At 37.8% G+C, this 24,099-nt stretch carries 26 protein-coding genes; 19 read left to right on the forward strand and 7 right to left on the reverse strand.

Going from position 1 to position 24,099, the window contains the following annotated elements; all coding sequences use genetic code 11:
• Positions 1 to 999 carry an alpha/beta hydrolase gene (locus tag GM418_RS22140; RefSeq protein WP_158869394.1) on the forward strand — a complete coding sequence of 333 codons (999 nt, stop codon included), beginning with the start codon at positions 1 to 3 and terminating at the stop codon, positions 997 to 999.
• A gap of 754 nt (positions 1,000 to 1,753) precedes the next feature.
• Positions 1,754 to 3,439, forward strand: coding sequence for an asparagine synthase B (gene asnB / locus GM418_RS22145; protein WP_158869395.1), 1,686 nt, complete (start codon positions 1,754 to 1,756; stop codon positions 3,437 to 3,439).
• 33 nt (positions 3,440 to 3,472) lie between these two features.
• Here the strand turns inward: asnB and GM418_RS22150 are convergent, their stop codons facing one another.
• Positions 3,473 to 4,057: a glutamine amidotransferase-related protein gene (locus tag GM418_RS22150; RefSeq protein ID WP_158869396.1), complete on the reverse strand. Its 585-nt coding sequence runs from the start codon at positions 4,055 to 4,057 to the stop codon at positions 3,473 to 3,475.
• 163 nt (positions 4,058 to 4,220) lie between these two features.
• On the opposite strand from GM418_RS22150, the gene GM418_RS22155 reads away from it, so the two are divergent.
• From GM418_RS22155 to GM418_RS22165, 3 genes are all read left to right on the forward strand, one after another.
• Positions 4,221 to 5,312 (forward strand): TlpA disulfide reductase family protein, encoded by a 1,092-nt coding sequence (locus GM418_RS22155; RefSeq protein WP_158869397.1) that lies wholly within the window; start codon positions 4,221 to 4,223, stop codon positions 5,310 to 5,312.
• Between the two features lie 290 nt (positions 5,313 to 5,602).
• Positions 5,603 to 5,935, forward strand: a complete 333-nt coding sequence (locus GM418_RS22160; protein WP_158869398.1) for a hypothetical protein — start codon at positions 5,603 to 5,605, stop codon at positions 5,933 to 5,935.
• A 227-nt stretch (positions 5,936 to 6,162) separates the two neighbouring features.
• Entirely contained in the window at positions 6,163 to 7,074 is a 912-nt protein-coding gene (locus tag GM418_RS22165) for a DMT family transporter (RefSeq protein WP_158869399.1), read from the forward strand.
• A 3-nt stretch (positions 7,075 to 7,077) separates the two neighbouring features.
• Here the strand turns inward: GM418_RS22165 and GM418_RS22170 are convergent, their stop codons facing one another.
• A complete protein-coding gene (locus GM418_RS22170) occupies positions 7,078 to 7,476 on the reverse strand; it encodes a hypothetical protein (RefSeq protein WP_158869400.1) in 399 nt (132 codons plus the stop codon).
• Between the two features lie 53 nt (positions 7,477 to 7,529).
• Here GM418_RS22170 and GM418_RS22175 point away from each other — a divergent pair, with 53 nt between their 5' ends.
• The gene (locus tag GM418_RS22175) at positions 7,530 to 7,748 is read left to right on the forward strand and encodes a C1orf53 family protein (RefSeq protein ID WP_217447564.1); all 219 of its coding nucleotides are present in this window, start codon (positions 7,530 to 7,532) and stop codon (positions 7,746 to 7,748) included.
• A complete protein-coding gene (fmt, locus tag GM418_RS22180; protein WP_158869401.1) occupies positions 7,749 to 8,720 on the forward strand; it encodes a methionyl-tRNA formyltransferase in 972 nt (323 codons plus the stop codon). It abuts the gene before it with no gap.
• Positions 8,721 to 8,768: 48 nt separating this feature from the next.
• Here the strand turns inward: fmt and GM418_RS22185 are convergent, their stop codons facing one another.
• A complete protein-coding gene (locus GM418_RS22185; protein WP_158869402.1) occupies positions 8,769 to 9,134 on the reverse strand; it encodes a DUF6249 domain-containing protein in 366 nt (121 codons plus the stop codon).
• 300 nt (positions 9,135 to 9,434) lie between these two features.
• Here GM418_RS22185 and GM418_RS22190 point away from each other — a divergent pair, with 300 nt between their 5' ends.
• Positions 9,435 to 10,019 carry an RNA polymerase sigma factor gene (locus GM418_RS22190; protein ID WP_158869403.1) on the forward strand — a complete coding sequence of 195 codons (585 nt, stop codon included), beginning with the start codon at positions 9,435 to 9,437 and terminating at the stop codon, positions 10,017 to 10,019.
• Complete coding sequence (locus tag GM418_RS22195) at positions 9,982 to 10,374, forward strand: hypothetical protein (RefSeq protein WP_158869404.1); 393 nt, start codon at positions 9,982 to 9,984, stop codon at positions 10,372 to 10,374. The genes GM418_RS22190 and GM418_RS22195 overlap by 38 nt, the downstream gene beginning before the upstream one ends.
• Here the strand turns inward: GM418_RS22195 and GM418_RS22200 are convergent, their stop codons facing one another.
• Complete coding sequence (locus GM418_RS22200; RefSeq protein WP_158869405.1) at positions 10,375 to 11,313, reverse strand: glucosaminidase domain-containing protein; 939 nt, start codon at positions 11,311 to 11,313, stop codon at positions 10,375 to 10,377. It lies immediately after the preceding gene.
• A gap of 183 nt (positions 11,314 to 11,496) precedes the next feature.
• On the opposite strand from GM418_RS22200, the gene GM418_RS22205 reads away from it, so the two are divergent.
• Positions 11,497 to 11,979 carry a cytidine deaminase gene (locus GM418_RS22205; protein ID WP_158869406.1) on the forward strand — a complete coding sequence of 161 codons (483 nt, stop codon included), beginning with the start codon at positions 11,497 to 11,499 and terminating at the stop codon, positions 11,977 to 11,979.
• Here GM418_RS22205 and GM418_RS22210 read toward each other — a convergent pair.
• Together GM418_RS22210 and panB are read right to left on the reverse strand one after the other, a co-directional pair.
• Complete coding sequence (locus tag GM418_RS22210) at positions 11,957 to 12,670, reverse strand: RluA family pseudouridine synthase (protein ID WP_158869407.1); 714 nt, start codon at positions 12,668 to 12,670, stop codon at positions 11,957 to 11,959. The two genes, GM418_RS22205 and GM418_RS22210, sit on opposite strands and share 23 nt — an antisense overlap.
• A gap of 33 nt (positions 12,671 to 12,703) precedes the next feature.
• Entirely contained in the window at positions 12,704 to 13,519 is an 816-nt protein-coding gene (gene panB / locus GM418_RS22215) for a 3-methyl-2-oxobutanoate hydroxymethyltransferase (protein WP_158869408.1), read from the reverse strand.
• Between the two features lie 172 nt (positions 13,520 to 13,691).
• Between panB and GM418_RS22220 the strand changes: the two genes are divergently transcribed.
• Positions 13,692 to 14,996, forward strand: coding sequence for a hypothetical protein (locus tag GM418_RS22220; RefSeq protein WP_158869409.1), 1,305 nt, complete (start codon positions 13,692 to 13,694; stop codon positions 14,994 to 14,996).
• Here GM418_RS22220 and GM418_RS22225 read toward each other — a convergent pair whose 3' ends face one another.
• A complete protein-coding gene (locus tag GM418_RS22225) occupies positions 14,997 to 16,109 on the reverse strand; it encodes an acyltransferase family protein (RefSeq protein WP_158869410.1) in 1,113 nt (370 codons plus the stop codon).
• 173 nt (positions 16,110 to 16,282) lie between these two features.
• Here GM418_RS22225 and GM418_RS22230 point away from each other — a divergent pair, with 173 nt between their 5' ends.
• The 8 genes from GM418_RS22230 to GM418_RS22265 all read left to right on the forward strand — a co-directional run bounded on the left by GM418_RS22230 (position 16,283) and on the right by GM418_RS22265 (position 24,066).
• Positions 16,283 to 17,686: a hypothetical protein gene (locus GM418_RS22230; protein WP_158869411.1), complete on the forward strand. Its 1,404-nt coding sequence runs from the start codon at positions 16,283 to 16,285 to the stop codon at positions 17,684 to 17,686.
• Positions 17,687 to 17,855: 169 nt separating this feature from the next.
• Complete coding sequence (dnaK, locus tag GM418_RS22235) at positions 17,856 to 19,790, forward strand: molecular chaperone DnaK (protein ID WP_158869412.1); 1,935 nt, start codon at positions 17,856 to 17,858, stop codon at positions 19,788 to 19,790.
• Between the two features lie 337 nt (positions 19,791 to 20,127).
• The gene (locus tag GM418_RS22240; RefSeq protein ID WP_217447565.1) at positions 20,128 to 20,553 is read left to right on the forward strand and encodes a helix-turn-helix domain-containing protein; all 426 of its coding nucleotides are present in this window, start codon (positions 20,128 to 20,130) and stop codon (positions 20,551 to 20,553) included.
• A gap of 13 nt (positions 20,554 to 20,566) precedes the next feature.
• Positions 20,567 to 21,823, forward strand: a complete 1,257-nt coding sequence (locus tag GM418_RS22245; RefSeq protein ID WP_158869413.1) for a site-specific integrase — start codon at positions 20,567 to 20,569, stop codon at positions 21,821 to 21,823.
• A 33-nt stretch (positions 21,824 to 21,856) separates the two neighbouring features.
• Positions 21,857 to 22,531: a mobilization protein gene (locus tag GM418_RS22250; protein ID WP_158869414.1), complete on the forward strand. Its 675-nt coding sequence runs from the start codon at positions 21,857 to 21,859 to the stop codon at positions 22,529 to 22,531.
• A 113-nt stretch (positions 22,532 to 22,644) separates the two neighbouring features.
• Complete coding sequence (locus GM418_RS22255) at positions 22,645 to 22,998, forward strand: helix-turn-helix domain-containing protein (protein ID WP_158869415.1); 354 nt, start codon at positions 22,645 to 22,647, stop codon at positions 22,996 to 22,998.
• Positions 22,995 to 23,387, forward strand: a complete 393-nt coding sequence (locus tag GM418_RS22260; protein ID WP_158869416.1) for a hypothetical protein — start codon at positions 22,995 to 22,997, stop codon at positions 23,385 to 23,387. The genes GM418_RS22255 and GM418_RS22260 overlap by 4 nt, the downstream gene beginning before the upstream one ends.
• On the forward strand, positions 23,341 to 24,066 hold the full coding sequence (locus tag GM418_RS22265; protein ID WP_158869417.1) for a hypothetical protein: 726 nt from the start codon (positions 23,341 to 23,343) through the stop codon (positions 24,064 to 24,066). The genes GM418_RS22260 and GM418_RS22265 overlap by 47 nt, the downstream gene beginning before the upstream one ends.
• The last annotated feature ends 33 nt before the right edge of the window (positions 24,067 to 24,099 follow it).

Here is a 24,099-nt window from a genome sequence, read left to right on the forward strand (position 1 = left end):
ATGAAACGAATTAAACGTTTTTTAGGAATTTTGTTCCTGCTGCTTGTTGTAGTTTATGTTGTAGGCCCCAAACCACCCAAGCCGGAATTAAACAAAAATTTACCCTCCATTTCTGCAAGTTTATCAACTGTTGATAATTATGTCCGGAAAAATGATGAGGGACTTACTTTAAAAACAGACAATGAATCCCGTATATTCTGGGCAAACGACTCTGCCCGTGAAAGAACAGAATATGCAGTATTATATCTTCACGGTTTTTCAGCATCGTGGTATGAAGGGTATCCTACTCATGTAAATTTTGCAAAACATTTTGGATTTAATTTATACATTTCGCGTCTTGCTTCACATGGTATTGATACCGAAGATCCTTTGATCGATATGACTCCTGATCGGATTTGGGAATCAGCGAAAAATGCATTGATGGTGGCGCGAAGTATTGGGAAAAAAGTGATAATAATGAGCACTTCAACAGGTGGAACATTGGCTTTGAAATTGGCGGCTGATTTTCCTGAGTATGTCGAAGGTTTAATTTTGTATTCTCCAAATATCAGGATAAATAATAATGCTGCATTTATTTTATCAAAACCCTGGGGGCTGCAAATAGGAAGAAAAGTAAATGAAGGAAAATACCGGGTTACAAATCAGGATTTTGATTCAAAAGAATGCCAGTACTGGAATTGCAGATACAGAGTGGAAGCGTTGGTTTATTTGCAACAACTGGTAAACGTAACCATGAAAAAGGAAACCTATAAAAATGTTACGGCTCCTGTTTTTCTGGGATACTATTATAAGGATGAAAACAACCAGGATAAAACGGTCAGGGTAAGTGCGATGTTAAAGATGTTTGAACAGTTGGGGACTACCCCGGATAGAAAAGTCAGCAAGGCTTTTCCCGAAGCAGGCGATCATGTTATTGCCTGCGAGCTGACTTCAGAATGTGTTAATGAGGTTTTGAACGAAACCATCAGATTTGGAGAAGATGTTATGAATTTAAAATAAAAGAAGAAGCCTTGCTCAACAGCAAGGCTTTCAAACTAAACCATTAATTGCATCTACTTCAACAAGTAGAATGTCTTATTCACTTAATAATTATATTTTATACAGATAAACTTTTGTTTCCCCTAATTCTTCGAATAAAATTATGAATGCTGAGGGAAGAAAATTTCTGTTTTCGCAGATATTGTATCGATTTAACATATTAGTAATATTAAGTTTCTGATATTGTATAAGTTACGTTTTGAAAGAGGAGAGTTGCAGAACTGTTTATTGTGAAGTAAGACTCTGGTAGTGAGCCTGGTATGTGTTTTTGCAAAATACACTAACTTGTACTCAATATAAAATGAACAAATGAGCTTTTAAAAATGAATTTTGTTATAAAAGGAAATGAAAAGTATGGAGTTGGATTAATTTGTTTTAAAATATATTTTAAACTTTTGTAACTGATATTCGAAAAAAAACAGATTCTTTGATCGGTATTAGTGGTAAGAAAGTTGTAAAAAACTGCTGGAGGGGTATCTCGGGAAAGGGGGGGGTGTCAAAATATTTGTGTATTTCTGGAAAATAGTTCGAATAGAATGGGGTATTATAAGGAAAAGTGTCATTTTGTAAAAAAGATGTCAAAATGCCAATAAAATTTTTATTTTGTATCATTTGTGTTATCATTGATGGAAAAGTGTCAATAAATATTTTGAAATATTAACAAAGTGGTTATTTTTGGCAAATATTAAATTCGATAAAATAAATTTAAAATAGCATGTGTGGAATTATAGGCGCGTTTGACTTAAAAACTGACGCTCAGACTTTGAGACCAAGTGTTTTGGAGATGTCGAAAAAAGTTCGTCATCGCGGACCCGACTGGTCAGGAATTTATTGTGGTGATAAAGCGATAATTGCCCATGAGAGACTTTCCATTGTTGATCCCGAATCGGGAGGACAACCACTGTATAGTAAGGATGGAAAATTAATTTTAGGAGTAAATGGCGAAATTTATAATCACCGTGAGATTCGTAAAAGATATGAAGGGAAATATGATTTTCTTACCGGTTCTGATTGTGAAGTGATTCTGGCTTTGTATCGTGATAAAAAGGAAAAATTTTTGGATGAAATGAACGGAATTTTTGCTTTTGCTTTATACGACGAAGAAGAAGATGCTTATTTAATTGCACGCGATCATATTGGAATTATTCCATTGTATATGGGGTGGGACAAATTTGGTAATTTTTATGTTGGATCTGAGCTGAAATCGTTAGAGGGGTATTGCACAAAAATTCAGGAATTTCCGCCTGCGCACTATTTGTATAGTAAAGATGGAGAAGTGAAGCGTTGGTACAGCAGAACGTGGACAGAGTATGAAAATGTAAAAGATAATCCGGCAGATATAGGTGAGTTGGCCAAGTCGCTTGAGGATGCAGTTCATCGTCAGTTGATGTCGGACGTTCCCTATGGAGTTCTGCTTTCGGGAGGGCTAGATTCGTCAATAACTTCGGCACTGGCAAAAAAGTATTCTGGTAAAAGAGTCGAAGATGGAGATGAAAAAGATGCATGGTGGCCTCAATTGCATTCGTTTGTAATTGGCCTGGAAGGATCTCCGGATCTGGCGGCAGCAAAAAAAGTTGCAGATTATATTGGTACTGTTCACCACGAAATCCATTATACAATACAGGAAGGTTTGGATGCCATTCGGGATGTGATTTATCATATTGAAACCTATGATGTAACTACTGTGCGTGCATCAACTCCAATGTATATGCTTGCTCGTGTAATCAAATCGATGGGGATAAAGATGGTGCTTACCGGCGAAGGAGCTGATGAGATTTTTGGTGGCTATCTGTATTTTCACAAAGCACCAAATGCAGAAGAGTTTCATAATGAAAGTGTGAGGAAGGTAAGCAGATTGCATCAGTACGATTGTTTGCGTGCAAATAAATCCCTGGCTGCATGGGGGGTTGAGGGTCGTGTGCCTTTTTTAGATAAAGAGTTTATTGATGTGGCGATGCGTTTTAATCCGGAGCAAAAAATGGCAAAGGATGGTAAGATGGAAAAATGGTGCCTGAGGAAAGGTTTTGAAAACATTTTGCCGGAAAGCGTTGCATGGAGGCAAAAAGAACAATTCTCTGATGGTGTTGGATATGGATGGATTGACACGTTGAAAAAAATTGCAAGCGAGCAGGTTACCAATGAAATGATGGCTAATGCGAAGTATCGTTTTCCGGTAAATACGCCGATGAATAAAGAAGAGTATATGTATCGGTCAATTTTTAGTGAACATTTCCCGTCCGATCAGGCGGCATCATGTGTTCCCTCTGTTCCGTCAATCGCGTGTAGTACTGAAACTGCTTTGCTTTGGGATGCAGCTTTTCAGGGAAATGCAGATCCTTCAGGCCGCGCTGTAAGTACTGTTCATTCAAAAGGAGCAGTATTTGATGATATTAAAAAGTAAGATGAATTTATATGTATAGCTGCCGTCTGTTTTTCAGACGGCATTTTTTTTACATATTTCCAGGAAATTTTTTATGAGGTCGTGGTTGTAGTACTCCGGATGAAACTGGCAGGTATACCACTGATATTTTTTATGTCTCATTAGCTGGTTTTTACATGTTATCGATGTAGCCAGTAAATCAAAGTTGTCAGGTAGTGTTACTGAATCGTTGTGCATTTGTTTTACTCTGAGTTCATTTGGGAGGTTGATTAGTAACTCATCGTCTCTGATAATATTGACTGTAAAATCACCTGATTCCGGTTCTTCGCTTCTCAGTATTTTTGCGCCATTCATAAAAGCTGTAATGTGATGACCAGCGCATATACCCAAAATGGGGTGTTTGTAATTTTTTAACCATTCAAAATAGGGGAGATGGTGTTCTACAATGTCGTTCCCTTGTGGCGATCCTGAAATAATAACGCCTTTTGTTTTTTCGGGATTGAAGTTTATACAATCCTTGTATTCTATCGTTGTAGCGTTAAGCTCCGCTTTCTGGACAATTTTTTCCAACGGGACAGTGAATGCTGTGATTCCGGGTTCTGCGCTGTTTATAATTAAAATATTCTTTAAATCATTCATATAGACTACAAAGTAAAAATGAGAAGATAAATTATTCAAATCTTAATCAAAAAAAACTCATTTTTCAATTTTAATTATTTTTAAGTTATATTTTAGTTGTTTGAAAGACAAATAGAATGGGTTTTTATTTTGAGCGTGAAAATATAACAAAAGAATAATTATTATGAAGAAACTTTGGATTTTGGTTTTAGGGGGTGTGATTTTTGCCTGCACTCAGCAAAAAGGTTTTGAGATAACAGTGGATATTGGCGGCGCAGAAGGACAAATGCTGTTGGAACAACGTGGAACTGATGCCTGGATTTCTGTTGATACTGCAGATGTTGTTGACGGTGTGGCGGTGTTGAAAGGAGAAGTGGAAAGACCGGGAGATTATTACCTGTCAATTTTGGGACAAAGAAATAAGATGTTGATTTTTGTTGAGAATTCGAAAATGACGGTAACAGGAGCTGTTGATTCATTAGATAATGTTTTGGTAACAGGTTCAAAAACGCACGATGAATATAAAGGAATCGATAATCAGATAAAGGAGCTTTCTAATGAATATATGGCGCTTTATCAGCAGTCGCGGGAATCGTTAATGCAGCGCGATACAGCAAAAGCTGAAGAATTGATGGACAAGGTAAACGAGATTTATGAAAGTGCAAATCAACTGCAGGAAGATTTTATTAAAAATAATCCGGGTTCATATGTAACACCTTATTTTATTTCAAATGTTCAGTATTCAAAAGATTTGGATGAGTTGGTTGAGATGGTTGACGCATTGGATCCGAAGTTGGACTCAGTGCCGGGTATTATTCGTCTGAAAGAGCGGATAGATAAACTAAAAACGGTTGCTGTTGGTCAAGTTGCACCTGATTTTACCCAAAACGATCCGGACGGAAACCCGGTGCGTTTTTCTGATGTATATTCGCAAAATGAATTGACACTTCTTGATTTTTGGGCCGCTTGGTGTGGTCCGTGCAGAGCGGAAAATCCCAATGTCGTTTCAGTGTACAACTCTTATAAAGATGAAGGGTTTAGTGTTTTCGGAGTTTCGTTGGACAGAACAAAGGAGGATTGGCAGAAGGCTATCAAAGACGATGGTTTGACCTGGCAACATGTTTCTGATCTGTCATACTGGCAAAATTCGGCTGCACAACTGTATGCTGTAAATTCAATTCCGTCTAGTTTGTTAGTAGACAAGAATGGAAAGATAATCGCAAAAAATAAAAGGGGGGAAGAACTAAGAAAAGTGGTTGCTGAATTTCTGGAATAATAAAATAGTAAATTAGAAGAATTATAGAAAAGCAGAAGCATAGATTGTTTCTGCTTTTTTTTGTTATCACCGGCTTTTTGTCCCCCGTAGAGTAAGTTTTTCAGAGTGTCCCTGAAATAAATAATGTCCATATATGGGAAATATGTTTCATTTTGGGTTTATTGAATTGTATGGCTATGTTTGTAAGGTGTTGTTTGTTAGTGTTTTATGTGTTTTGGCATCTGTATTGTAATAATTCTGGCACATTGATGCTTGATGTTTTACAAAAGGATTTACAAACTAAAAAATGTATGAAAAAGTCTGTTTTAACAATCGCAGCAAGTTTATTAATCTCAAGTTTAACAATGGCAACAGTTAAACAGGGCGGAAATGGCGAAGGTGATACAGACCAGGATGAAGCAACACATGGTGTTGAAATCAACATCCCTACGGTTGCCCTTTTTGACGTAGAATCAAGGAATGACAGAGAAGCCGGAAAAGAAGTGGATTTTGGGACTGCAACGGATGAAAATTTATGGTTGAATTATACTTCAATTGTAACGCAGAGCTGGGACAGTTTGCAACGAGAGATTCCTGTTGAGTTGGATAATACAAATAAATTGCTGTCAGGTGTTAGTTTGTAGATGTCGGCAGGAAATATTTCTTCGGGCAACTTATTTATGCGATAACAAGCAACGATTAAAAAGTAAGAAAGATAAAAAATAAGGTAATAAGAAAGATGCAAAACAAGGTTTAGGCAGGTCGAAAGGCTTGCCTTTTTGTTTTTATCCGAAATTTTTTGTCTCCTCTTTAAAAAGGCATTTTTTCTACCGGTTTCGATACGCGAAATGATTACATTTGCCACCAAATTATGCAACAATATTTTGGTGAAATAGCGGGTATCCTGACTGCCGTTTTTTGGACGGTAACAAGTTTGGCATTTGAATCGGCAGGAAAGAAAGTGGGCTCTTTGGCCGTCAATTTAATCCGGCTGGTAATAGCCTTCTTTTTTATTGGTTTTTACAGTTGGTTTTCCCGTGGTTTTTTCTTTCCCTCAGATGCTACTGTTTTCCAGTGGAAATGGTTAATTCTCTCAGGCTTGGTTGGTTTTGTTATTGGTGATTTGCTTTTGTTTCAGGCATTTGTAGTTATTGGAGCCCGTATTTCGATGTTGATGATGGCGCTTGCGCCACCTTTTACAGCGTTTATTGGCTGGCTTATATTGAAAGAAACTCTAACGCTGTCAAACTGGTTGGGAATGATGGTTACAATGGCTGGAATTGTACTTGTTATTTTGAAAAGAGAAAAAACAGAACAGAACGGAGAGATTATTCGAAAGTTAAAATCGGGTTATTCTGTCCAGGGAATTCTGCTGGCCGTGGGAGGTGCCATGGGGCAGGCGGCAGGTTTGGTTTTGAGTAAAAAAGGAATGGGAAATTACGATGCCTTTTCTGCTTCGCAAATCCGAGTTTTAGCGGGAGTTGCCGGATTTTCAGTTTTGTTTGTTTTTATGAAACGGTGGCCGCGTGTCTGGGCCGCGTTAAAACATGCTCCGGCAATGAAAAGAATAACACTTGGTGCATTTTTTGGCCCGTTTTTGGGGGTCTCTTTTTCTCTTCTTGCAGTTCAACATACAGAGGCAGGTGTGGCAGCAACTTTAATGGCAATTTCGCCGGTTCTTATTATTGCTCCTTCTGTTATTTGGTTTGGTGAAAAAGTAAATTGGAAAGAAATTTTAGGTGCCCTTATTACTGTTGGCGGTGTGGCATTGTTTTTTCTTTAACAGTTAATCGGGCAAACTCTCTCTTAATTCTGCGAGTTTCATTTGACGGTCCATTGAAAATGAAGTACTTTCCATCTCAACTTTGTTTAGTAAAAAATAGGCCTTGTTAAAATAATTTAGTTTTTTCTTTTTAGTTTCCGCCATTTCTCCCTGTTCTTTCATAACAAAAGCAACCATTTCAAGGTGTTCGTTGGTAAGTTTTTTTTGGGAGACCAAAACATCAATAAATTTTTCAATGCTGAGTTGGTGGATATCATCATCAATTTTCAGGCATTCATAAAAGTATTGAATCTCTTTTTCCGCTTCTTCATTTTCTCCTTTTTTTCGATGCCTGAGTATTTTATGAATTACTTCGAAAAGCATCATTAGTTGTCTCATAAGATAGTCTCTTTCGATTCCCATTTTTATTCGTTTTTGTTTTAAAGATAATGTTTAGTTTTGGGAAAAATTTTTGAATGGGGTATTTTGACGATATTTTTGGTAATGATTTGGGCTTCAACAGCGATTTAACAGAAGGTGTTGATTTTTATCTGGAAAATGGTTACCGTGTAATGACAGAACGTTATCTGATTAACCGTGGTTATTGTTGTTCGAATGGTTGCAGACACTGTCCTTACTGGCCAAAAGCTCAGAAGGGAAATACAAATTTACGTACCGGTTTAAAAAGAGGATAAATGAAAGGAAAAGAGCTTCGTATTGTTTTTATGGGAACACCCGATTTTGCTGTGGCAAGTTTACACGCTCTGGTTGAAGGCGGTTATAATGTTGTTGGTGTTGTTACTGCTCCGGATAAACCTGCAGGAAGAGGGAAGAAACTGGCAGAGTCGGCTGTAAAAAAATATGCAATTGACAAGGGATTAAATGTGTTACAACCCGATAAATTTAAAAATCCTGTCTTTTTGGAAGAATTAAGGACCCTGGAAGCCGATTTGCAGGTTGTTGTTGCTTTTCGGATGCTGCCTGAAGTAGTTTGGGCAATGCCCCGTTTTGGGACATTTAATTTGCATGGTTCATTGTTGCCGCAATACAGGGGAGCGGCTCCTTTAAACTGGGCAGTTATAAATGGTGAAAATAAAACAGGTGTTACTACATTTTTGCTGGATCAGCAGATAGATACCGGAAAAATTTTGTTTAAGCGCGAAATTGAAATTGGAGAAAATGATACAGTCGGAGAGGTTCATGATCGCCTGATGGAAATCGGAGCCCAGCTGGTGGTGGAAACGGTAAATGCAATTGCAGAAGAAGGCATTCAGCCTGTTTCACAATCGGAGTTGATTGAAGAAAGTGAAATAAAACACGCACCTAAAATTTTTAAAGAAGATTGTAAAATTAATTGGGAAAAAAGTACAGAGTCAGTCCGAAATTTGATTCGTGGCTTATCGCCTTATCCGGCCGCATGGACCATACTTGTTAACAAAGAAACAGGTGATGAGTGGCAAACAAAAATATTTTTTGCACAAAGAAGTGAAAAAGAGAATTCAGCTGAACCGGGTACTATAAGAATCGATGGAAAAACGTTTTTGGCTGTGTCTTGTTATGATGGATGGCTGGAAATTACCGATTTGCAGATTGCCGGTAAAAAGCGGATGAAAACAGGCGATTTTTTAAGGGGTTTTCAGCAAATTGACGAATGTAAATTCAAATAAAAAGGCCCTGAAAGACAGAGCCCTTATTATTTTTTAGAACATTGTTTTCTACTGTTTTTTCCTCCCGTTCATAATAAAGAAATAAATAAGGAAGCCCAAAGAAACAAATACCAGCAAAATTCCAATAGGCAAAACAGCATTGTGATAGTCGATTAAATTTGGATTGACCAGGCGCATTACTTCGATGATGATAAATCCCAGCCCGCTCATTAAGGCAACCAATCCCCACTTTAAAGACGGATACTTGTTCCCTTCTTCCGAAACAGATTTTGGTGGTTCCAGAATTCCAGCTTTGTCATATTGTTCCGCTTTAATCAGTTTTCTTTTTAGCAGGTGTTCAGAAATTAGTTTAATGATGTGATACATTCCGAAAAAAACTACTGCAGGTATTAAAACATCTCCCATTACATTCATTTTATTTTGTTTTTATAATTTGACATTCTGACTGTTTGACTTTTGTGCGCAGTTAAATGTTGCAACTTTTTGAATTTTTTTTTGAAAAAACTTTCGGGCAGGGATTGAAGTGACAGCTTACCGCCGCAGGTGTGTGTGACGGCCGACCCGAAACTGCGACCATTGGAAGCTCGTTTTCGGGGCGTTGCCGGAACAGAAACCTGCAAGGGAACTAAAACGGAAAGCCCGGTTGCCTGCCAAGCTAAAAAACATGATTTTTTTTGCAACATTTTTTGAAACCCTGAGTCTGATACAATGAATATGAATGATACAGAACTGGTTCAACAGGTTTTAAGTGGAAATGAAAATGCTTTCCGCTTTTTGGTCGCAAAGCACGAAAGGCTTGTTTTGCATGTTGTTGGGCGTATTATTCAATCGCAGGACGATGTAAAGGATGTTTGCCAGGAAGTGTTTATTAAAGTGTTTCGGAAACTGAAACGTTTCAGGGGTGATTCGCGGCTTTCAACCTGGATTGCTACAATAGCATATAATACAAGTATTTCGCATGTCAGAAAACAAACACGACAGGCGGAACATTCGTATGATGAGCAACCTGCACTAATTTCAGGGGAACAGGATACATCGCCAAACCAGAAAATAGTAGAAAAGGAAGAGGTTAAAAAATTCCTTTTGCAGTTGATTGAAGAACTTCCGGTGCATTACCGAACTGTATTGACGCTTTTTCATCTGGAAGAATTTTCGTACAGAGAAATTGAGCAAATTACAGGTATGCCGGAAGGTACAATAAAAAGCTATTTGTCGAGGGCCAGGAAAATTTTAAAAGAAAAGCTGGAACAGGTAGCAAAAAATGAAAAAACAAATATTTTTGTACATTATGCGGAATAAAAATACATCTACAGATTCAGAACGTATTTTAAATGAAATATTAAAATCGGAGCCGCAGTATTCGTTGCCCGGAAATTTTGCAGACATGGTAGCTAATAAAGCGGGTCGTAAATTTGCGTGGGAATCGTATTTTAAGGAATTCCTGATTTATCTGGGAGTGATTGCAGGAATTATAGCAGTGGCTGCGGCAATGGCTTTTATTTGGTTTTCAGCCGATTTGAAAGAATGGACAACTTTTCTTTTATCAAATATTTCGTGGGTAGCCGGAATTAACATTCTTGTTATCTTTATTTTGTTTGCCGATCGGGTGTTGCTTCGGTATCTGTTTTATAAAATGTCGTTAAAATCAGCTTAGTTATTTTTTTACTTTTTTCCGCAGTTGAATCACTTCTCCGGGTTGTGGTTGTTCTCCCTTTTTCATATCGTTTCTTCTCAGAAGAGGTTTGAGTTTTATCCCATACATTTGTGAAATATAGTGCATGGTTTCTCCCGTTTCAACACGATGAACTTTATCTTTTCGTGATGCCTTTCTTTTTTTATTTTCAATATAGATTACTTCATTTTCCAGTGGAACATATCCTTTGGGTTGGTCGTTAAACTTATAAAGTTCCCAATTTCTCAAATCAAACTCCTGGGCTATGATTTCATAAGTATCTCCTTCTTTTGCAACAACAGCATCTAAATTATTCATGTTTATTACCTTGTGTGCCCTGTAAGGATTAATTGTAAGCGTGTTTGAGATTCCCTGGTTGGTAATTGGATTATCCCGGTAAGCTCCAATTTGCTCAAACGAAATTTCATAGTCAAGCCTGAATAATTTAAAGTCTTCAATAATTTTTATCAGTGTTTTGTCGTAATGACCGGCTGTAGCATAGCCGGCTTTTTTTAATCCACGGGCCCAGCTTTTGTAATCGGTTGGGTCAAGCTGGAATAAGAAACTATAACGTGCATTATTCGTTAAAAAATCAGTATGGTCAACAAACGATTCTTCTACCGTTTTGTATTTTCTAAAGCATTCGTTTTTGGCATCATCGTCGTGGTATACTTTTTTCCCTTTCCAGTTTGATTTGCATTTAATTCCAAAATGGTTATTCGATTTACGGGCCAGTTCACTGTTCCCGTCACCGGATTCAAGACAAGCCTGCGCCATGGTTATACTTGCCGGAATTCCGCTTCGGTTCATTTCTTCGATGGCCAGCATTTGGTATTTGGCTATATAATCGTGACGGGATTGTTGTGAAAAAGCAGATTGTATTGTAAATATGAATAGAATGAATAAAAATATATTTCTCATGAGTTGTTTCGTTTCAAACGCCGGGTAAAAATAATTACTTCAACAATTTAATTGCGTGTTGTAACTTTTTTTTATAAACAAGTTTTAGTGAATTAACGTCCCGATGCTTATTTTATGATGTGAGACAAAAGCATTCGTCCCTTTTTAACAATTTTAATTGTATTTTTGAGTAAAACAAAAGATATGCGTAAAAGCGAATTACGGATTGTCCATTTTGAATTTGACAATATAGGGGAGTTGCAGAAAGAGGATAGGGAGTTGGTTTTGGCGGCGCGAAAAGCCTCTAAAAATGCTTATGCACCCTATTCCAAATTTCACGTTGGAGCAGCAATACAACTTGAAAATGGTGAAATTGTAAACGGCAATAACCAGGAGAATTCTGCTTTCACTTCTGGTTTGTGTGCCGAGAGAACGGCGCTTTTTTATGCCAATGCAAATTTTCCGGATGTAGCTGTTAAAAGAATAGCTGTTACCGCAGAGAACAGTTCAGGTCTGGTACTGGATCCGGTTAAACCATGTGGTTCGTGCAGGCAGGCGATGGTTGAAACGGAAATGCGTTTTCAGAAACCTATCCGTATTATCCTCGACGGAGACGGTAAAATTCTTGTTTTTGATGGTGTGGATAGTTTACTTCCGTTTGCTTTTAAACCGGATTCACTGGACTAAACCGATTATCACGAAACATTTTCAGAAATTCATTCCATAAAACATCATTCGGCGGGTCGGCAACAATTGTTAAAGGTTCTTTTTTTACCGGATGGATAAATTCAATTTTACGCGCATGCAAATGAATTCCTTTGTCATTGTTTGGTCTTGGAAATCCGTATTTTACGTCGCCTTTTATATGCAGTTTAATTTGTTTTAGCTGAACCCTGATTTGATGGTGTCTGCCCGTGTGTAGTTCAATTTCCAATAAATGATACCTGTCGGAACTTGCCACATGGCGATAGGTAAGGCTTGCAAGTTTGGTGTCTTTTCGTTTCTGGTTGTAGGCGAAACTTTTGTTTTTTTCCTGGTTTTTTGTGAGGTAATGTTCCAGTGTGTCCATGTATTTGGGAGGCCTTTTGTCTGCAACAGCCCAGTATGTTTTTTTTACCTGTCCTCTGGTTTGGAAAAGTCTGTTTAACCGGGGCAACACTTTACTTGTTTTTGCCAGAATAACAAGCCCACTGGTTGGTCTGTCGAGTCTGTGGGGCAAACCCAAATATACATTGCCAGGTTTGTTGTATTTTTTCTTCAGGTAAGCTTTAACAATGTCCAGAAGTGTTTCGTCGCCGGTAATGTCGCTTTGAACGGCAATTCCAATTTCCTTATTTATTGCGATAATATGATTGTCTTCGTAAACTACCTTTACCACTTTGTCTGATTTCTGTTCGTCTTATTTGTATTTTTAATACTGCTCTTTTTCGTTGGGGAAATCCTGTGACTTAACATCTGTAATGTAATTCCCAACAGCTCCTTTTATTTCAGCCGCGAGGTTATGATATCTTCTTAAAAAACGAGGTGAAAATTGTTGTGTAATGCCAAGTAAATCATGTATTACAAGTACTTGCCCATCCACACCGCCACCGGCACCAATTCCAATTACCGGAATTTTTACTTCTTCAGCTACCAGTTTCCCGAGTTTAGCCGGAATTTTTTCCAAAACGATAGCAAAACATCCGGCATCTTCCAGCAATTTTGCGTCGCTAATCAGTTTCTCAGCTTCGGCCTCTTCTTTTGCCCGTACAGTGTAAGTGCCAAATTTGTGAATCGATTGCGGCATTAATCCAAGATGCCCCATAATTGGGATGCCTGCCGAAAGAATGCGGTTCACCGATTCAAGAACTTCCTTCCCACCTTCCAGTTTTACTGCGTCGGCGGCTGTTTCTTTCATTATTCTGATGGCAGAGCTCAACGCTTCGCGCGAATTTCCCTGGTAAGTGCCAAAAGGAAGATCGACCACAACCAGAGCACGCTGAACGGCTTTTACTACCGACGTTCCGTGGTAAATCATTTGGTCAAGGGTAATGGGCAAAGTAGTTTCGTTTCCCGCCATCACATTTGATGCTGAGTCGCCAACCAAAATTACATCAATACCGGCTTCGTCGACTAACTGAGCCATACTGTAATCGTAGGCCGTTAGCATCGATATTTTTTCACCACGCAATTTCATTTCCGACAAACGATGTGTGGTTACTTTTCTAATTTCACTATGTACTGACATAGAATTTCGTTTTCAAATTAATCCGGTAAAAATAACCAAAGGTTTTTACCCTGACAAAACTAATCCTTATTTCGCATATTAAATTCGCCTGCTTAACGTTTATTAACCGCATGAATGATTCAGATTAATTATGGTTTATTTACTTTGCGTTTTTATTTAGAAAAAGAATTATATGAAGAAACTTATCACCGTCAGTTTTTTTCTTTTGTTTACATTTTGTGGAAGTTTTTATGGAGTTGCCTCAAGTAGCGATGGTAACCAGAACAAAGATACCTCGAAAGTATATTTTTTTATAAAAAAGGAATTGAATACCGGTGTTTATTTCAGTGGTTCAAACGAGAGAGAAGAAATACGTACCGATGAATCAAAACAAAACGAGGAGCTGTTTACCGGTTCAGCAGGATTTCAGTTTGAAAACCGCATATGGAATTACTTAAGCTACAAACAGGAATTTATAGATTTGACACTGGATGTCGGACCTTTTTTTGGTATTGGCAGCTGGAGTGACAGTACCTCGTTACAAATGGTTGACGGAGACCAGACAACCATTGGTCTGCGAAGCAAATTGGCTGTTGATTACAGTAGCCGGTTTTATTACGACGACAGAAATTATACGCTTGTTAAAGTTAATGCATGGGTTCGCGATGATTTGTTTCACCAGAGTATTGACGGCTCAACCCGGGATTCTTCCGAAACCTGGTCGGATTTTGATGAGAAGGGCCTGGACAATAAATTTAGGTATGGTTTCTCGGCGAATGCGGGGTGGGGAATGGGAAAGTTGAATCCGATGAACCATTATATGGCAGCCGATTATTTATTAAACAAATATTATAAGGGGCGTCTTTTCTCAGATGAGGAAATTGAAAGACTGGCCAACAAAATTACAGAATTAAAACTTCAGCGCGATCCTTCTGTTGAGCGAAATTATGATACTGAACTATCTGAAATTGCAGATTTTCTGCGTACTTCAATGTTTCTGGCTAATCCGGAAATATCTCAGACAGATTGGGAACTGGGAGAGTTTATGCCTCGTTTAAATGGTTCGCGTTTGGAATTGGGGCCGTTTTTTAATTATTACAATCGTGAACCTGACTTTTATTACGGTGGTTTTGTGCAGTATGACAAAGCCAAGTATGTAAATACAAACTGGAACAGTAATCTTAGTATAAATTTAAGTTACAACCATTACAAACATCATGACTGGGCAACACTGGAGAGCAATATCGGGTGGACATATTATCCGAATCTGAAATCACAATTCGGATTTGGCCTGAAATATATTCCGGGACTAGTGATATACGACTGGGATGATTTTGACCCGGTAAAACACAATTTTATCCCTTATATTGAATATTACAGACAGGTAAATTCAAAAACACGCGTCAATTTTTCTTTTGCATGGAAAATAGGAGACGGCGAGGAGTTTATGATGACTGGGCCTGAATTTTCGCTGGCTATCTATAAAAGCAGATATTAATTACACCCGAAGAAATATTTTTTTCTTATACATGTAGTATAACAGCAACCAAAGCAATGCCAATCCGCCAAGAAGAGAAAATAGCCCGCCGGCTTCTTCACCCATAGGTTTGGTCAGCCATCCAATGAAAAATTCAGTAATTCTTCTGAAATCCACAATCCGCGTAAACAAATAAATAAATATAGAATTCATCCCAATTATCCGGAAATAAAATGCCCAGCTTTTAAATCCCCAGTGGTCGATAACCAGATAAAATAGTGTCAGCAATAAAAAACCAATTCCGCCGGTAAGTAGATTAAAAGTCGATGTCCAGCAGCTTTTAATAATGGGGTAGAAAGTCGAAAGAATCAGGGCGAGAATGATGCCTGAAACTCCCGCGCCTGTCATGTAGCCAATTTTTTGCCAGTCAGTGGTACTCTTTTTCCTAAGAATATTTCCGGCAATTGTTCCCATTAGAGTTACAGCGGTTGCGGAGAAACTGCATAACAGTCCTTCAGGGTCAAATGTCTCTCTGTACAATTTCCCCGGAAGGAGGTGTCTGTCGATGAATCCGTTTATACAACCTTCGGGGCTTAGTACCCCGGCTCCAAAACCCGGGACCGGAATAAGCAACTGAATAATCCCGATCCCTGCAAGTATTCCGCCAAGCCAAATCAGCCGGCTTTTGAACGATTCAAAATAAATAACTATTAATGAAGCAAAAAAATAAGCTATCCCGATTTGGCCAAGGACACTGGCAATTCTCCCGCCTTCAAAACCATCTCTGAAAGTTCCGTTGTACAATATTCCTAAAAGAATAAGAATGACTAATCGTTTAAATACTTTTCTGAATAACTTTTTTTTGGGTACATTTTTTTCCAGTTTCGATTTTACAGCAAAGGGAATCGCAACACCGGAAATAAACATAAAAAGCGGAAAAATTAAGTCATAAAAATGAAATCCCTCCCAGGGGACATGTTCCATCTGCTCTTCCAGCCATGCCGCACCCGTCATTTGCGAAACAGCAATTGCAAGTACTCCTCCCCCTGTAATCCAGAACATATCAAAACCACGCAGGGCATCAAGTGAATGCAGTCGTTTCTGAGGCTCTGTGCGTGTATTTTTATTTGTCATGTCAGTTCGGTTTAAAAAATGAAAACTGAATGTAGTATTTTTTTTGTAAAAGGTGCAGATGTTGTTCTGTTTGTTAAGTTTTTTTTATATAAATATTAAGAATGATTTTAAACTTTTCAGCCGTATGCTTGGAATGGATTTTGTTTTTCCAAACTAAACCAAAAAGTAAAGTCATGAAACATTTTATACCCTTTGCATTTTTTCTTTTTGTATTTGTTACAACAAATGCGCAGTTCGAGAACATCGATTTATCAGCCTACAAATTGCCGGAGATTAAAATACATCAGTTGGATTTTAGTTTGCAATATAACAATGATTACTCCCAGAGTTCACACGGAAATTCAATTGGAAATTCTTCGGAATTTTCCAGATTCAAATTGAATAATAATTTTGATGCCCTTTATTCGTACTATTTAAATTCAAAAAAAGTTCAAATAGAGGGATTGTTTGATTTTTCTGCAGATATTGAATTGGACTGGCAGAAATCGGGTGATGTGCCTTATGAAAAAAATGATGATTACATTTTTACCGTGAATGCCTGGTTGGCTCGAAGGATGTATCTTAACAGCAAGGACAAATGGTTCTTTCTTTGGTCTCCTAATTTGTATATAAGGAGATATTCTTATTTTATCAAAGAATTGGAAGGCTATGACAATGAAAAAAGTGATAAATTTTTTTCACGAAATCTTGATTTTCAACCAGAAATAAAATTAGGCGGAGGATTTGGTCGGATTGAACCGGTTAACGATTTGCGTAAAGCTATTTATATTTTTGAAGACTTACTTAAAAACGATCGTTTAACCCGGCTTCCAAATGAAAACGAAATTTTGCAAGTGACAGACAAAATAGCTCAACTCCGGAATCAACGTTTTTTTGATTCGCGTTTAAGAAGTATTTATGAAATAAAAAGCCTCGATTCACTTCTGGGTAACCTGGGATTAACTGATGAAATGGACGCAACATATTTCACTTCATTAAATGATATGTGGTTAAATGGAAATGAATCAATACATTCAGGAACACGCATTCAGTTTAGTGTGTCAGGCAAACTGCTTTGCGATTTTGGTAAAACAAGAATCGAAAATTACGTCCCCGATTCGGAAATGATTGTAAATGAGAATTCAACAAAGTATTATAATAACCTTTGGGGATTGGAATTATTGTTCGATTCCTATAAACCGATTGGGTTAAATTGGCAACGTTATTTTTCTACAAATTTCTACTATAACAAATATTATCCGGACATGAATGAAAATCCTTTGGCGGGTAACTATAATGTGTTAATTGGCTCATTCATTTATGGTTATAGTTGGTTTCTAAACACCCGAACCAGTGCATATTTAGGATCAAACGGACAGTTTAACTTTTTTGATTACCTTAAAAATGATGAGAATCATTATGATTCAAATAATGCTTATTGTTCTCTGAGTGGGAACTTGAGCTACTACTTTTCGCCGCGTTTAAGAGCATCTTTCTTTATGGCTGTATATTATTCATGGAGTGAGAGTATCCGGCAGAGCCATATAAGGGGTTTTAGTTTTACGAATCATATCGGAATCAATTACGCAATCTTTTAATGCTGAACTTTTTTATTTCTGCCTTTTTGTCACCGGATTTGACAGAATTTTTGTGAATTCTAATTTTATCCGTGTCATAATTTCGCCATTAATCACGGATAACGGCATGGCATAGTCATTGATTAAATAGAATCGAAATTTTGAAATTGATAACGAAATATATAATACAATGGGAAAAATAATTGGAATTGATTTAGGGACCACAAATTCATGCGTATCCGTAATGGAAGGGAACGAACCCGTAGTAATTCCTAACAGCGAGGGAAAAAGAACTACGCCTTCTATTGTTGCTTTTGTTGAAAATGGAGAAAGGAAAGTTGGAGACCCGGCGAAACGTCAGGCCATTACCAATCCGCAAAAAACGGTTTTCTCTATTAAACGTTTTATGGGTGAGACATATGCGCAGGTTTCAAAAGAAATTGAACGAGTGCCCTACAAAGTAGTGAAAGGTGACAATGATACGCCAAGAGTACAAATCGACGACAGAAAATATTCACCACAGGAAATTTCAGCTATGGTACTTCAGAAAATGAAAAAGACAGCTGAAGATTACCTCGGACAGGAAGTAAGTGAAGCCGTAATTACTGTGCCTGCTTATTTTAGCGACTCACAGCGCCAGGCAACAAAAGAGGCTGGTGAGATTGCCGGTTTGAATGTTCGTCGTATTATCAACGAGCCTACTGCCGCATCATTGGCATATGGTTTGGATAAGATGGACAAAGACATGAAGATTGCGGTATTCGACCTGGGGGGTGGTACTTTCGATATTTCAATCCTCGAATTGGGTGACGGAGTTTTTGAAGTAAAATCAACCGATGGTGATACGCACCTTGGAGGTGATGATTTTGACCAGGTTATTATTGATTGGTTAGCTGATGAGTTTAAAAAAGACGAAGGTGTAAATTTGAAAAAAGATCCAATGGCATTGCAACGTTTGAAAGAAGCAGCTGAAAAAGCAAAAATTGAACTTTCAAGCTCTTCTCAAACTGAGATCAACCTGCCTTATATTATGCCGGTTGACGGTGTGCCAAAACACCTGGTAAAAACCCTGTCGCGTTCAAAATTTGAACAATTGGCTGACACATTGATTAATGCAACCATTGAGCCCTGTAAAAAAGCTTTAAAAAATGCAGGAATGTCGCCAAGTGATGTTGATGAAGTAATTTTGGTTGGAGGTTCAACGCGTATTCCGGCAATTCAGGAAAAAGTAAAAGCCTTTTTTGGAAAAAATCCTTCAAAAGGCGTAAATCCTGATGAAGTTGTAGCTGTTGGTGCTGCTATTCAGGGCGGTGTTTTAACCGGAGAAGTAAAAGATGTGTTGCTGCTTGATGTTACTCCACTTTCCTTGGGGATTGAAACCATGGGTGGCGTAATGACCAAGTTGATTGAAGCCAATACAACAATTCCAACAAAAAAATCGGAAACTTTTACCACTGCAGCTGATAACCAACCTTCTGTTGAAATTCACGTTCTTCAGGGTGAACGCCCAATTGCCTCGGGTAATAAAACAATTGGGAGATTCCACCTCGACGGAATTCCGCCATCACCACGTGGAATACCTCAGATTGAGGTAACTTTTGACATTGATGCCAATGGTATTCTGCATGTTAATGCAAAAGATAAAGCAACAGGAAAATCACAATCCATAAGGATTGAAGCTTCATCTGGTTTGTCGGATGACGAAATCAAAAAAATGAAAGCTGAAGCAGAAGCAAATGCTGAAGCAGATAAACAAGTAAAAGAAAAAGCTGACAAAATTAACCAGGCTGACAGTTTGATTTTCCAAACGGAAAAACAATTAAAAGAATTTGGTGATAAAATTCCGGCCGACAAGAAAAAACCGATTGAAGATGCGTTGGCAAAACTAAAGGAAGCACACAAAAGTCAGGATTTGGCAGCCATCGATACTGCTATGAATGAGTTGAATACAGTGTTTCAGGCAGCATCTCAGGAAATGTATAATGCTTCGCAGCAAGCCCAGGGTGGCGGTGCTCAGGGAGGACCACAGGGAGGACCAACCGGAGGCGACCAGGGTGGACAGTCGCAAAGCAAGTCGAAAGATGACGGCGAAGTTACGGATGTAGATTTCGAAGAAGTCAAATAAATAGCGATTATTAACAATAGTCAATAATTAACAAAACGCAGTAAATATTTGATTTACTGCGTTTTTTATTTGTGATAAATTATTTATTTAAATAGTTTATTGTTAATTTTTGCCATATATTTGTACCATTACTGTACCGGAACTTAATTAACGACGAAGTGGAACTTATGAGTTCTTATGAATACTTATAGAACCTTAAATGTAGTTAAAGATGGTGATGACTAAGATTCAAAAACAATGTGCTATATGCGAGAAGCCGTTTATTCCGAAGACGGTAAATTCTATTTATTGTTGTAAAATCTGTAGTGATACTGCATACCGTAAAAGAAAAGTACAGTTGAAAAAGGAAGAACAACGGAAAGCGGTTGCTAGTAGAATCCCGGACGAACGTAAATACATTTCTGTACCAGAAGCAATAATTCTTTTTGGAGTGGCGAAAAGTACACTGTATAGGCATATACGTCAAGGACGAATCCCTGCAATCAATTTAGGTACACGTCTTGTGCGAATTGACCGTGCAACAATTGAAAAGATGTTTCCGATTAGAGAAGACACATCTGGAATGAAAGAGTTTTCCGCAGTAAAGTTATATCGTCTTGAACCTGAAGATTGCTATACAATCGGTGAAATTTCAAAGAAATTCGGAATATCCGATAGTTCTGTTTACAAGCATATTAGAAAGTTTTCTATTCCAATTAGGCAAATAGGAAAATATGTTTATGCTCCTAAATCTGAAATCGACAGTATTTACAATAGTGAGTAAAACCTAACACTCCATGAAGCAATTATCAAAAACAAGAGTAACAGTGAGACTTCGAAAAGCAGAAGACCGGAAGGAATGGTACATTTACCTGGAAAGTTATCCCGTATTTGTCCCAGGTAAAACTAATCCTCAACGCATTCGTGAGTATCTGAACAGAAGTGTTACCTCTGTGGAATGGGATAAGAAAAGGACTGCCCGAACCGATTCAAATGGAGCTAAAACATATAAACCCAAACGTGATGACAATGGCATAATTGTTTGCCGGAGTGAAATGGATAGAGAAAATTTGCTATATGCAGATGGTGCTCGCAAACTACGTCAACGCGAATATGACCATGCTGATTTGTACAGTGATACCGAAACTGCTCAGGCTGAACTGAAGGAAAGGTTACACCATAATTTCATCGAATATTTTGAAAAGGTAACTTTTAAACGCCATGCCAATAGTTCGAAGTCTATTCTAATAAATTGGCAGCGTACAAATGAATTTCTAAAACAGTTTGCAGGAGATGCCCTTTTGTTTTCCCAAATAGATATTGCGTTAGCTGAAAATTTTAGGCTTTTTCTTTTGTCAGCACCACAGGGAGGCAACAAAAGTGGAATTATTTCTCAAAATACTGCAGCAACCTATTTTTCCATTTTTAAAGCAGCCCTTAAACAAGCCTTTGTTGATGGATACCTGGGAAGTGATTTATCTGCTAAAATTAAAGGTATTCAGGAGAAAGAATCACGTCGTGAGTACTTGACATTAGAAGAACTGAATAAACTTGTAGCTACACCCTGTGAAAGGGGTGTCCTTAAACGTGCAGCACTTTTTTCTGCCCTTACAGGATTGAGGCATATCGATATCCAAAATCTCAAATGGAGTGAAATTAGCATGGAAGGTAATCAGGCAAGGCTTCATTTCACACAGCAAAAAACAAAAGGTGTTGAATATACGCCCATTTCAGAACAGGCATTACAACTTTGTGGAGAGTCAGGGAAACCAGAACAATTCGTGTTTGAAGATTTACCCGACCCATCGTGGATTTCCCGACCACTTAAACAATGGATTAAAGATGCAGGCATCAAAAAGAACATTACATTCCATTGCTTTCGGCACACATTTGCTACCTTGCAACTTTCAAGCGGAACCGATATTTATACAGTTAGTAAAATGCTTGGGCACACTGATGTGAAAACCACACAGATTTATGCCAAAGTGGTGGACGAGAAGAAAAATAAAGCGGCGCATGCCATAAAAATTGATAAAATACAGAATACAAACTAAAGTAGTTGCAAACCCAAAAACCATATCTAAAAAATGCATCCCAAGTATTTTGAATATATCGTAGTTTATTTGTCAGTTATAGTTGTGTGCGTATTATTAGGTGCTCTTGCAAGGGTATTTGTTATTAGCATTGGGGTTGATGAATTTACTGCAAATATCGTATTTGGAGCAGTTACGGCTCTGGGAGTGATAGCTTATGCTGTTCTTACTCTTCTTATCGAAGGACTTTTTATCGCAACAGTAAAAAAACTGTTCCCGCAAAAGAAACTTTCCAAAACATTTGAAGGACAAGCCACCAGAATTGAAAATTTCGACAAAATTAGGTCAGAACAACAACAACAGATAGATAACAAAGAGCAGGACAATAAAGATATTGCTATTAAATACGCACAAAAGGAATTTGCTCCTTATACTTCAGATGAAGATTTAGCTTTGCTTAGTCAGTATATAGGTTTTTACTCCGAAAGGAAATTGTTGCAGATTAGCCGGGCTGTTAAAGTGAAAGAATTAGTGAGTCTCGATATTTATCATTTTGGGTGGAATATTTGGAACCATTTCAAAATAGGCAAACAGATAGATATCGCTTATTTCCTCAAAAATGCATTTCCCGATATTCTCAAAGATGTTGAAATCGAAACTATCAAACGACACCTAAAAGACGACGAGTTGAAAGGTACTATTAAAATACAGAAGAGCCTTTCTGTATAACAACAATCACAATTTCTTATAATCTTCAGTGTTTTGAGCGTGTTTCTCATGTGAAGTAAAACACAACGAAAACACCTGTTTCATTTGCACCATAACCATTAAAAACGATAGTTATGAATGCAAATGAAATTTCTTTTGAAAATCTGCCGAAGGCAGTAGCCCATTTAGTTAGCGAAGTGGCTGAAATCAAATCTTTAGTAGAAAAAAGGCAGGTACCTGTTGTCCCTCAGAAGCGTATCCCTATTGGAATCGAAGAAGCTTGTCAACTTATTGGCAAAGCTAAACCAACCGTTTATGCACTTGTCCGTAAACGACTACTTCCCTGCTACAAAAACGGAAAGAAACTCTACTTTTTTGAAGATGAGCTGTTGGAATGGATTTCCAAAGGCAAAAAGAAAACTTTACAGGAAATCGAATCAGAGGTAGAAGCAGATTACAAAAAACATTTCAGAGGAACAAGAAAATGAATCTGTTTGACTTATTAGCCAATTTTTGGCGAGTGGACGAACAGAAAAACTTTACCGGAAACGAAACCCGTTTGTTTTTCTTTCTGATTCATTTGGCGAACCGCTCGTTTTGGCCGGAATGGATTGAATTTGCAGATAAAAAAATGGTGGTTAATGCCAATATCTCGCTGCAAGTGTTGAAGTCCGCCAGAGAGAGGCTGAAAGAAGCCGGGCTTCTAAACTATATTCCCGGGGGCGGTTTTAGGGTCAAAACTAAGTATCAGATTCTGACACCTAGGTCCAACCTTAAACTCTCATCTTACTATTTAAAAGCTAAAGACAATAATTTAAAAATTAGTTCTCATGGAGAAAAGAAAGGATTTGTCCATACAGGAAGTGATTTTGACTAACAAAGAATTTTATCATACTGTACAAAAAGATGTCCATGAAATTATTGCCGGTGAAAAAGAAATGATACGGAAACATCGTTTATTTCTGCCACTTGCATATTCCGATTTTCAGAATTTGTTTATCTCATTCGGAACTATTTGTTTACTTAACCGGAATCAGAATAAAAGTTTTGTCATTGATGGGAATAACGAATCCGTGATAAAACAACTCTATTATTATGCAACCAACAATTCCTCTTTTTCCGGCGATTTAACAAAAGGAATTCTATTGCAAGGTAAATACGGATGCGGTAAAACTATTCTTTTGGAAACTTATTCATTGCTTCACAACCACATAGTGAAAAGGTTTTGTTTGAACTATCCTCTGCTTTTATTTATTAAATCAGTGGAATTACAAGAGCAAATCAGAAAACAATCGGTTAGTATGTTTGTTCGGCGGCCTCTAATCATCGACGAATTCGGGCGGGAATCAAAAAGGATTCAGGATTACGGCAACATCATCCGTCCTATTTCTGAACTCCTGAGTTTGAGAAGTGATGCTGGAACACTTACTCATGGAACTACCAATTTTATTTTGAATACACTTTCATCGGATGAATTTTATGGCGGGATGATTGGCGACCGGCTAAAAACCATGTTCAACTTCATCACTTTGCCCGGTGAAAGCAGAAGAGTTTAAAGCCTCAGAAGAGCGACTTTTTTCAGCGGAGCA

The organism is Maribellus comscasis, assembly GCF_009762775.1.
GTDB lineage: Bacteria > Bacteroidota > Bacteroidia > Bacteroidales > Prolixibacteraceae > Draconibacterium > Draconibacterium comscasis.